At 69.4% G+C, this 10,298-nt stretch carries 8 protein-coding genes; 5 read left to right on the top strand and 3 right to left on the bottom strand.

Going from position 1 to position 10,298, the window contains the following annotated elements:
* Positions 1-325 precede the first annotated feature (325 nt).
* Both CM1CMNOD_RS06610 and CM1CMNOD_RS06605 read left to right on the top strand, forming a co-directional pair.
* Positions 326-2,356, top strand: coding sequence for a WD40 repeat domain-containing serine/threonine protein kinase (locus tag CM1CMNOD_RS06610; protein WP_013872895.1), 2,031 nt, complete (start codon positions 326-328; stop codon positions 2,354-2,356).
* A 112-nt stretch (positions 2,357-2,468) separates the two neighbouring features.
* On the top strand, positions 2,469-3,554 hold the full coding sequence (locus CM1CMNOD_RS06605) for a helix-turn-helix domain-containing protein (RefSeq protein WP_013872894.1): 1,086 nt from the start codon (positions 2,469-2,471) through the stop codon (positions 3,552-3,554).
* Between the two features lie 186 nt (positions 3,555-3,740).
* Here the strand turns inward: CM1CMNOD_RS06605 and CM1CMNOD_RS06595 are convergent, their stop codons facing one another.
* Positions 3,741-4,901, bottom strand: a complete 1,161-nt coding sequence (locus CM1CMNOD_RS06595) for a helix-turn-helix transcriptional regulator (protein ID WP_013872892.1) — start codon at positions 4,899-4,901, stop codon at positions 3,741-3,743.
* Positions 4,902-5,028: 127 nt separating this feature from the next.
* On the opposite strand from CM1CMNOD_RS06595, the gene CM1CMNOD_RS06590 reads away from it, so the two are divergent.
* From CM1CMNOD_RS06590 to modA, 3 genes are all read left to right on the top strand, one after another.
* A complete protein-coding gene (locus tag CM1CMNOD_RS06590) occupies positions 5,029-5,493 on the top strand; it encodes a VOC family protein (RefSeq protein WP_013872891.1) in 465 nt (154 codons plus the stop codon).
* A 179-nt stretch (positions 5,494-5,672) separates the two neighbouring features.
* The gene (gene recQ / locus CM1CMNOD_RS06585) at positions 5,673-7,538 is read left to right on the top strand and encodes a DNA helicase RecQ (protein ID WP_050803722.1); all 1,866 of its coding nucleotides are present in this window, start codon (positions 5,673-5,675) and stop codon (positions 7,536-7,538) included.
* A gap of 986 nt (positions 7,539-8,524) precedes the next feature.
* Entirely contained in the window at positions 8,525-9,331 is an 807-nt protein-coding gene (gene modA, locus CM1CMNOD_RS06580) for a molybdate ABC transporter substrate-binding protein (protein ID WP_013872889.1), read from the top strand.
* A gap of 245 nt (positions 9,332-9,576) precedes the next feature.
* Here the strand turns inward: modA and CM1CMNOD_RS23555 are convergent, their stop codons facing one another.
* The gene (locus tag CM1CMNOD_RS23555) at positions 9,577-9,711 is read right to left on the bottom strand and encodes a hypothetical protein (RefSeq protein WP_013872888.1); all 135 of its coding nucleotides are present in this window, start codon (positions 9,709-9,711) and stop codon (positions 9,577-9,579) included.
* The gene (locus tag CM1CMNOD_RS06575) at positions 9,708-9,905 is read right to left on the bottom strand and encodes a hypothetical protein (protein WP_013872887.1); all 198 of its coding nucleotides are present in this window, start codon (positions 9,903-9,905) and stop codon (positions 9,708-9,710) included. The genes CM1CMNOD_RS23555 and CM1CMNOD_RS06575 overlap by 4 nt, the downstream gene beginning before the upstream one ends.
* Positions 9,906-10,298: the final 393 nt, after the last annotated feature.

Genomic DNA, 10,298 nt, shown 5'->3' with positions numbered 1-10,298 from the left:
GCCCATTCTATCTGCACACGAATCAACGACTCAGGACACTAGAGCGCCGGTCAGGTAACCATACGTATCCCCCCGAACGATGGCACGCTTCGATGGACGCCGGCCACCGGAGAAGATCAGCGCGATTTTGTCGTTGTGTACGCTTTTTGTAGCCAAAAAGCGTACACAACGACAAACTCTCCTGGATCATGACCTGTGCGGGTGGTCGTGGCTGGGATCCGCGCTACTTGACCGACGCTCTAGGATCACGCCTTGTACGCGGAGTATCGGGGGGTTGGATGGTGCGCGGTCGACGTCACCGCCAGCGTGGGGCAGCTCCCACGTCATGATTGTCGACAGAGCCCGGGTGGCCGCGGCGCTGCCCGGCTACGACCTGGGCGGGCCCCTCGGCCAGGGCGCGTTCGGGCTGGTGCTGGCCGGCCGGCACCGCGGGCTGGACCGTCCCGTGGCCATCAAGATCCTGGTGGCGGGACGCGACGGAACAGAAGCGGGGTTCGCCCCCGAGGCGCGGCTGCTCGCCGCGCTGAGCCATCCGCATGTGGTGCAGGTCTACGACTACGTCGCGACCGACGGCCTACATCTGATCGTCATGGAGCTCCTCGACGGGGGGAGCCTGACCCGCCGCCGGGCCGGTATGCCACCCGAGGACGCCTGCGCCGTCGGCCTGGCCGTGGCCGCAGCCCTGGCCTACGCCCACGGCCGCCATGTCCTGCATCGTGACATCAAAGCCGACAACATCCTGTTCGACGCCACCGGCCTGCTCAAAGTCGTCGACTTCGGCATCGCGAAAATCGTCGAAGGGTCTGACACCACCGCCAGCAAGATCATCGGAACGCCGAAGTGCATGGCTCCCGAGCAGATCGCCGAAGGCCGGCTGAGCCCGGCCACCGACCTCTACGCGCTCGGGGTGCTCCTCTACGAACTGCTCTCGGGAGCACCGCCGTTCGACCCGCAACTACCACTCCCCGTGCTCTGGCAGCACCACCTGCACACCATCCCCGCCCGGCCCTCCGGAGTACCCACTCTCATCGCCGACGTGGTCCTCCACGCCCTGGCCAAGAACCCGGCTGACCGCCCACCCTCCACCCACGCCTTCGCTCTCGACCTGGCCCACGCCGCAGCCGGTGCCTTCGGCCCGGGCTGGATCACCCGTACCGGCATCGGGCTCCGTCTCGACGACGACATCCGCACCGCCGGCGACCAGCCCTCTACCGCCCCGAGGGCACCGGCACCGCCCGGGACCCGGACGGACACGTCACCGGGCAGGCCGGACGTACCCGTCCCGGTGCCCATCGACCGCGATCTCTATCCGACTGCCATCCGTGACGTGGGGCGTTCCTGGCCACCCCCACCGGCTCCGGACGGGCCCGCCCCGTCCGAGCACGGCGCCCCGGCCTCTTCGTCCCGGCGCCGGTCGCGCCGGATACGTACCACCGCGCTTGTCGTGTCCGCCGCGGCAGTCGCGGTGCTGCTCGCCATCGCCGTCACCGCCTTCCGCGGCAAGGACTCCCCTGCCTTCAGCGTCAGGGCCTCCCCCGTCCCCCAGCCGCTGGGCTCTCCCCTGACCAGCCACACGAGCTGGGTGGAGTCGATAGCCTTCGCCCCGGACGGACACACCCTCGCCAGCGCCAACGGCGATGGGACCATACGCCTGTGGGACGTCTCCGACCGGAGCGCCCCTCGCACCCTGGGCGCCCCCTTGACCGGCCACACCGACAGAGTGCGGTCGGTGGCCTTCAGCCCGGACGGGCGCACCCTCGCCAGCGCCAGCCACGACCACACGGTACGGCTGTGGGACGTCTCCGACCGGAGCGCCCCTCACCCCTTGGGCACTCCCCTGACCGGCCACACCGACTGGGTGGGTTCGGTGACGTTCGCTCCGGACGGGCGCACCCTCGCCAGCGCCAGTGGCGACGGGACCATACGCCTGTGGGACGTCTCCAACCGGAGCACACCCCACCTCCTGGGCGTCCCCCTGACCGGCCACACCAGTTGGGTGGTGTCGGTGGCCTTCACCCGGGACGGGCGCACCCTCGCCAGCGCCAGCGACGATCACACCATACGGCTGTGGGATGTCTCCGACCGGACCGCACCCCGCCCCCTGGGCGTCCCCCTGACCGGTCATACCGGCTGGGTGTGGTCGGTGGCGTTCACCCCGGACGGGCGCACCCTCGCCAGCGCCGGCGGCGACCGGACCGTGCGGCTGTGGGATGTCTCCGACCGGACCGCGCCCCGCCCCCTGGGCGTCCCCTTGACCGGCCACACCAACGGGGTGCGGTCGGTGGCCTTCACCGCGGACGGACGCACCCTCGCCAGCTCCAGCGACGAGGCGATACGGCTGTGGGACATGGGCTGACCAGCCCAGCGAACATCCCTGGGAGCCCGCGGTCACGCCCTGGCGACACCTGAGGCCCCGTCAACGACAACAGGCGTTGGGATTTTCCCAATCGATCAGGTAATCTGGCTGCATGAACGGCATCGGGGACCGGGTGTTGGAGCACATCCGGCGGGTCCGCCACACCACCCCACAGCGGGACATCGCCGAAGAGATCGGGATGACGCCTGACGCGTTCTCACGCGCTGTGAACGGCAAGCGGGCTTTCTCCTCGATCGAGCTGGCGCGCCTGGCCGACCTCCTGGACGCGGACATCCACTGGCTGATCACCGGACAGCCCGACCCGAACCGGCTCGTTGTCGCGGCCCGGCACCGTTACGATCACGAAACCGGCCACCGGGATGTGCCCGGACGCGACGCCGACGACCGGGTGCTGCGCGACATCGCGTTGGCCTGCCGGCAGGCCGGCCTGCGGCGGCACGCACCAGCGCTCCCGGGCACTCCGGAGGGGGCCAGAGCCGCGCTGGGCGAGGATTTCGTGCGGCCGTTCGCGGAACGGCTGGAAAGCCGGCTCGGCATCGACGTCGTCCGGGTTGCGGACCTGTCCACCGCATATTCGTTCACCCTCGGCGGGCATCGGGTGATCGCGGTTCCGGCGGCGGGCAACTGGTTCCGGGAGAACTGGTCGATGGCCCACGAACTGGGCCACCTCGCCCAGGGCCACCACGACCAGGAGCTCTCCAGGACGGAGTGGGACCAGCGCGAGGCGGCCGCAAACGCTTTCGCCGCCGGCCTTCTGCTCCCCCGCGACTCACTGGCCGCGGTCGACTGGAACCGTCTCGATGCCGCCGGACTGGCCGATCTCGTCTGGCGGTGGGGCGTGTCCACCGACGCCCTGGCTCGCCGGCTGAACGCGCTGAACGGCCAACTGCCCCCGGTGGTGAGCGAGTGGGCCGAACAACCGACCCAGCGCCTGTTGCGCCGTCACTGGGTGGCCGAATCGGGCATCGATGAGATCATCCTGCGCATGGATGCCGCCGCCCAGCGCCGATTCCCCCTCACCCTCCAGGAGGCGCATCTCGCCGGAATCGAGTCCGGCGCCCTCGGCAAGAACACGCTTGCCTGGATGCTCGGCATCGACCCGGACGCACTCGACGTCGACGTGCCATCAGTACCCGAAACAGACGTTGGCGACCTCGCCGGGGCGCTGGGTCTGTAGACCGTGGCCGTTCTCCTGTTCCCCGACAACACAGTCCTGATCAACTTCGCGATTCTCAATCGCATGGATCTGCTGGGACGGCTGGCGAACGGCAACGGCCGCTGGTGTGCCACCGTCGCGGCGGAATGCGACGCCTCGGCCCAACAGCCCGGTCTCGCCGCTTTGCGTTCAGGTTGTCCTGTGTGGTTACGAATTGTATAGGACGGCGAGTGCTTCCGCGGCGTAGGTCATTGCTTCTCGTAGTTCTGGGGGGTCGAGTACTTCCAGGTCGGGGCCGAGGACGAGCAGTTCACCCCGGGCGTGTCTGATCGACTCGATCGGCAGTTCCGCGCGCACCCAGCCGTCCGGCTCCGGGATACCCGCGGTCTCCTGGATCGCCCGCACCACGGCCGGGGGAAGCCGGAACGGAGCCATTGTCATGCCGGTCGGTGACAGCCGCACGGTCGCCCGTCCCCGGTAGACCTCGGATTCGTAGCGTGCCGTCCAGCCGGCCCAGTAGGCGGCGAGGTCGAAATGGGCCGGGCGTTCGAACGTCTCGGTGCTCACCTCCAGATTCAGGATCTTCGCGACCCGGTACACCCGCAACGAGGTTGCCGGCGCGCTGTCCGTCCCGGGCCCGGGTGAGGTTCCATCCGGCCCACGGCCCGTCCGTCGCTGGCCCGGCGGTCCCCCGGGTTTCGCCGGTTCGTCCGTTGCGGCCTCCTGCCCGGTCCGCGCGGACGGTCCCGGCTGAGTGACCGGTTCAGCCGGTTCGTCCGTTGCGGTCTCGTCCGTTGCGGCGGCGCCCGCGACCAGGTACCAGGTGCCGCTCTTGAGGACCACGCCGAGCGGTTCGAGATGGCGGGTGACCTCGCGCGGAGCCCGCCAGCGCTGGTAGGTGACCCGGATGCGGCGCTGCTCCCACACCGCGTCGGCCACCTCGGCGAGCAGCGGGGTGGCCTCGGCGGCCCGGAACCATCCGGGGGCGTCGAGGTGGAAGCGTTCCCGCGCCCGGACGGCGCGTTCGCGTGTCCGCTCGGGCAGCGCCGCCAGCAGCTTCCGTTCCACCGCCGCGAGTACCGTGCCGAGCCCCAGCTCGGCGGCGGCGTCCGGCATGCCGGCGAGGAACAGCGAGTCGGCCTCGTCCGAAGTGAGCCCGGTCAGCCGGGTGCGGTAGCCGGCGAGGAGTTGGTAGCCACCGGTGGCACCGCGCTCCGCCACCACCGGAACGCCGGCCTCCGCGAGAGAGTCCAGATCACGGTAGACGGTCCGGACCGACACCTCGAGTTCGTCAGCGATCTCGCGTGCCGTCAGCCGGCCACGGGTCTGTAGGAGCAGGAGTACGGAGAGGAGCCGGCTGGCACGCACACCCGATTCTCCCTCGGTGATACCTGACAGGAGGCGTCAGGTATCACCAGCGAGGATAGGCGCCGGACCGGCGGACAGGGCCGGCGGACAGGACCGATGGGCAACCGCGAAGGAGAAGGAGACGGCCATGCCGGAGACCGCAACAACGGCTGAAGGCACCAGCACGACCGGAAACACGAGTACGGGCACAGCCGCGGCCGGTTCGCCGGCACCGGCCGCGACGGCGGCCTGGGCCGGGCTGATGCTGGACTGTCCGGACGCGAAACAGCTCGCGACCTTCTACGGCGAACTGACCGGCTGGGGTGTCGCCGGCGCCGACGACAAGGGGGCCTGGGCCTACCTCACCCCACCGGGAACCGAGATCATGATTGGCTTCCAGCGGGTCGCGGACTACCAGCCGCCGCGCTGGCCAGCGCAGGACGTGCCGCAACAGTTCCATCTGGACTTCCGGGTGACGGACCTGGACACCTCGATCGCCCTGGCTGAAGGGCTCGGCGCGACGCAGGCGGAGTTCCAGCCCGGCGGGGAGCGCTGGCGGGTGCTCCTCGACCCGGCGGGCCACCCGTTCTGCCTCTGCCCACCGGCCGGCTGACCAGGTTCCACCTGCTTCCAGCCGCTTCCGGCCGCGAGGGAGTCACCGTCCACAGAGGTCACATGCGAAGGTGCCGACTGTCCACAGGTACGGACCATCTGACGCGACGGGCTGGTAGTCGCCCATAGAGTGGCCGGGTGACCTCCCCTCTGGTCGACAGCCCGGCCGACGCCCCGCCGCTGGCCGACAGCGATGTCCCGCTGGCTGACGGCGCGAGCGACGCCGCGCGGGTGCTGCGCCGTGTCTTCGGGTATGAGTCGTTCCGGGACGGCCAGCAGGAGATCATCGATCATGTCGTCAGCGGTGGCGACGCGCTCGTACTGATGCCGACCGGTGGCGGCAAGTCGCTGTGCTACCAGATCCCCGCCCTGGTACGGCCGGGCACCGGCGTCGTGGTGTCACCGCTGATCGCGCTGATGCAGGACCAGGTCGACGCGTTGCGGGCGCTCGGCGTGCGGGCGGGGTTCCTCAACTCCACCCAGGAGTTCGACGAGCGCCGCGAGGTGGAGTCCGCCTTCCTCGCCGGTGAGCTCGACCTGCTCTACCTGGCACCGGAGCGGCTGCGCGTCGAAGCGACGGTCACCCTGCTCGACAGGGGCATGATCGCGCTGTTCGCGATCGACGAGGCGCACTGCGTCGCGCAGTGGGGGCACGACTTCCGGCCCGACTACCTCCTGCTGTCCGAGTTACGCGAGCGCTGGCCGGACGTGCCGACGGTCGCGCTGACCGCCACCGCGACCCCGGCGACGCACGCCGAAATCACCTCCCGGCTCGGTCTGGAGGACGCCCGCCACTTCGTGGCCGACTTCGACCGCCCGAACATCCAGTACCGCATCGTGCCGAAGAAGGACCCGAAGGCGCAGCTGCTGACGCTGCTGCGCGCCGAGCACACCGGGGACGCGGGCATCGTCTACTGCCTGTCACGATCGTCCGTCGAGAAGATCGCCGAATTCCTGGTGGCGAACGGCGTCGCGGCGCTGCCGTACCACGCCGGGCTCGACGCGCGCGCCAGAGCCGAGCACCAGGCCCGCTTCCTGCGGGAGGACGGCATCGTCATGGTCGCGACCATCGCCTTCGGCATGGGCATCGACAAACCGGACGTACGCTTCGTCGCCCATCTCGACCTGCCCAAATCCGTCGAGGGGTACTACCAGGAAACCGGGCGCGCCGGGCGGGACGGGCTGCCCTCGACCGCGTGGCTGGCCTACGGTCTCCAGGACGTCGTCCAGTTGCGCAAGCTCATCGACGCGTCCGCGGGTGACCTCACGCACCGTCGGCGACTGAGTACCCACCTCGACGCCATGCTCGCGCTGTGCGAGACGGTCGAGTGCCGCCGCACCGGGCTGCTCGCCTACTTCGGGCAGCAGCGCACCGCCCCGTGCGGCAACTGCGACACCTGCCTGACACCCCCGCAGACGTGGGATGGCACGATCGCCGCCCAGAAGCTGCTGTCGGCCGTGCTCCGGCTGCAGCGGGAGCGCCGCCAGAAGTTCGGCGCGGGCCACCTCGTCGACATCCTGCTCGGCAGGAAGACGGCCAAGGTGATCCAGCACGATCACGACACGCTGAAGGTCTTCGGTGTCGGCACCGAGCTCGGTGAGCCCGAGTGGCGCGGTGTGGTGCGGCAACTGCTGGTCCAGGGGCTGCTGGCGGTCGAGGGCGAGCACGGCACCCTCGTACTCACCGGCGCGAGCGCCGACGTGCTGCGCGGGCAGCGCACGGTCCTGATGCGGCGCGAGCCGGAGCCCGCCGCCAAGGCCGCGTCCACGGGCGCAGCCGCGTCCAAGGGCGCGAAGTCCCGCCGCGTCGCCGTGGCCGAGCTGTCGGAAGACGCGATGCCGGTGTTCGAGCGGCTCCGCACCTGGCGCGCGGCCGCCGCGAAGGAACAGGGCGTCCCGGCCTATGTGATCTTCCATGACGCCACCCTGCGCGAGATCGCGTCACGCCCGCCGGCCACGTTGGCCGAACTGTCCACCATCAGCGGCGTCGGCGAGCACAAACTCGCCAGGTACGGGCAACAGATCCTCGACGCCCTCGCCGAGTGAACAGCCCCCGTTCACCCCTGCCCCACCCGGGACGGCCGTCGGTATGACCGCTGCGTGGCGTTCCCGCCGCGTGCTCCAACGGCCATGCCGGTCAGGGCGACGGCCACTCCAACTGACACCAATGATCGCAGTTCTGTACATAGCGTGACTACCTGGGGCTCGAGAACCTGCTTCCGCGTCCGGGGATGGCGGATGCGGAACGTGGAGTGACTGGGCTGTCGGTTGAGCTCCTGCCGTGAAATCCGGCCGGCGGAATCGCCGTCCGGGTCACATGGCCGCGAATTTCTGTCGGGTTTCCCAGCGATGTCCAGATGATTGTCGGCCGCCGCCATGCCCGTCTTTTCCCGTAACAGGCGGACCCTGCCGCGGCGTCCGAAATACATGATCACGCGTTCTCTGTACCCCCGCGCCTGCCGAGAGCGCATCCACATCGCGAATCAGGCGAGATAGGGGAAGACAAACCGTGGATGCGCTCGATAAGGTGCCTGGGTGTCGAATCTACGGATCTCGGATGAAGCTGGCCGGCCGGTGGCACTGACGGCATCGGCTGGTAGTGAACGAACGCCGGCGGGCTGTCGCCGCCTCGGGACGCGAGCCACCGGCATGACGTCGGCGGCTCGTCGTTCCGTCCCATGCCGGCGAGGAGGGCACGGCGGCGGCTCACGGACCTCCTTCTCCACAACCGCGGACGCGGTGGCAACGGGCAGGTCTGCCCGCAGCCGCTCGTCATAGTCATGATCTGTGCTGGCCACGACGGCGCCGCCGGCACGGACGAGGAGCTGGACCGGGCCCGCACCAGCTCGCCTCGCGGTCGGCCGTGGAACCAGGCCCGGTCCCGGTTCCACGATTCTGCCCCAGCCACGGTCACCACGATTTCGGCGCAGTCCACCGACGTGGTGACGGATTTTTCTCAGCAACGTCGCTGAACCGTTGTCCGGTCGGAGTCACGGCTCCGTCGGATATCTCGACGATAGTAAGGGGGACGCGTGAGAACACGTTCGAAACTCTGGGCGCTGTGCGCACTGCTGTGCGCGCTCCTGGTGGGCTGTGGCTCGGACACGGACAACACCGGTCCGATGACTCCGTCCGGCGCGGCGACGGCAACACCGTCTGTGACCGGGACAGTGACGGTGTTCGCCGCCGCGTCGTTGACCGAATCGTTCACCGAGCTCGGCAAGCAGTTCGAGGCGGCGCATCCCGGGGTGACCGTGAAGTTCAACTTCGCCGCGAGCTCGGCCCTGGCCACCCAGATCAACCAGGGGGCGCCGGCGGACGTCTTCGCCTCGGCCAGCACCACGAACATGACCACGGTCGTCGACGCCGGCAACGCCGCCGACCCGAAGACGTTCGCGCAGAACAAGATGGCGATCGTTACTCCGCCGGACAATCCCGCGAACATCGCCTCCGTGGCCGACCTGGCGAGGCCCGGTGTGAAGGTCGCGCTCTGCCAGGTCCAGGTCCCGTGCGGCGCGGTCGCGGCGAAGGTCTTCTCGAACGCGGGTGTCACGGTCACGCCGAAGACCTACGGCGCCGACGTGAAGGGTGTGCTGACCACCGTCGAGCTCGGTGAGGTCGACGGTGGCGTGGTGTACGTCACCGACGCCCAGGCCGCCGGGGCGAAGGTGAAGGGTATCGAGATCCCCAAGGAACAGAACGCCTCCACGTCCTACCCGATCGCGGTTCTGACCAAGGCGCCGAACTCGAGCGCCGGGCAGGCGTTCACGGAGTTCGTCCTGTCGTCGACCGGCCAGGAGGTACTTGCCAAGGCCGGCTTCGCCTCCCCCTCCTCATAAAGGCTCCCTCCCCCGTAGTCGGCGTCTGCCTTCCTGCACGAGCCCCTTCAAGGGGTGCCTCCGGTTCCCCGTGGGCCGGAGACACCCCCTGAAGACTCCACCGGGGACGTCTGCGCTGCATGCCTGACACATCCGTAGTGCGCTGCCCGCCGGACGGCGGTGGCCCCCGGCTACGTTCGGTGTCGCCGGCGCGGCCGAGGGCCATGTGAGATGGACGACCGGCCTGCTTCAGATGACAGGACCTGTCAGCTATTGACCTTGACGAGCTTCATGGAGACGACGCCGAAGACGTAACGGCCACCGCGCAGATCACCCAGAGACGCCACCCGCAGGCCCTCGCCGCCCAGGAGATCCAGGGGCTCGGCCGGGCCTCGGATCATGATGTCAGCGCTCCCCCGCCGCCGCACCATGCGCAGTCGGTGACCTCGGCGCCGTCGAAGTGGCCGTCCCGGTCGCGTTCGAGCCGTGGGACCTCCTTACGGCCGGTGCCCCGGCAGTGGGGGCAGGTCCGCACCCCCCGGTTCTCCCGCTCGGCCTCTTCCCGCCTGGCCGTGTCGCGTTTGTCCCGTGCCATGTCACCTCCGTATCCACCGACTCCGCCGATGTGGCGGAATCAGCGACAGAGATGCTACGGACGGGACATGCCCGAGAACTCCGTACGGGCACCGACACACCGTTGTCCGTGACGTGGTCTTCGGTACCGGGCTCCCACATCGCGGGCGGCCCGACACCGATTCGCCACACGATGTCGACCCGTCACGTCGACTTGTCGCGCCAACTCGTCACATCAGTTCATCACGCGGATTCATCATGTCGGCTCGTCCGTGCGCCGCCCAGTCCAGGCCACGGTGGCCCGCAAGGAGTCTGCCATGAGGATTCCAGGCTGTCGCCGCCCGTCATATGTCCTTTTTCGCCGAGACATCCGCCCGTTCTTCGCCAGGCGTTCGACACGGTGGGTATGGTGCAT

It is taken from the genome of Protofrankia symbiont of Coriaria myrtifolia (assembly GCF_900634755.1).
GTDB classification, from domain to species: domain Bacteria; phylum Actinomycetota; class Actinomycetes; order Frankiales; family Frankiaceae; genus Protofrankia; species Protofrankia coriariae.
Note: the sequence above shows the minus strand (reverse complement) of the source record. Positions and strands in the feature narration are given on the sequence as shown.

What these genes read in the sequence shown, in the direction of transcription:
- CM1CMNOD_RS23555 (WP_013872888.1), bottom strand. Translation starts at nt 9,711, where the DNA reads ATGATCCGAGGCCCGGCCGAGCCCCTGGATCTCCTGGGCGGCGAGGGC.
- CM1CMNOD_RS06590 (WP_013872891.1), top strand. Translation starts at nt 5,029, where the DNA reads ATGCCGGAGACCGCAACAACGGCTGAAGGCACCAGCACGACCGGAAAC.
- CM1CMNOD_RS06575 (WP_013872887.1), bottom strand. Translation starts at nt 9,905, where the DNA reads ATGGCACGGGACAAACGCGACACGGCCAGGCGGGAAGAGGCCGAGCGG.
- CM1CMNOD_RS06610 (WP_013872895.1), top strand. Translation starts at nt 326, where the DNA reads ATGATTGTCGACAGAGCCCGGGTGGCCGCGGCGCTGCCCGGCTACGAC.
- CM1CMNOD_RS06605 (WP_013872894.1), top strand. Translation starts at nt 2,469, where the DNA reads ATGAACGGCATCGGGGACCGGGTGTTGGAGCACATCCGGCGGGTCCGC.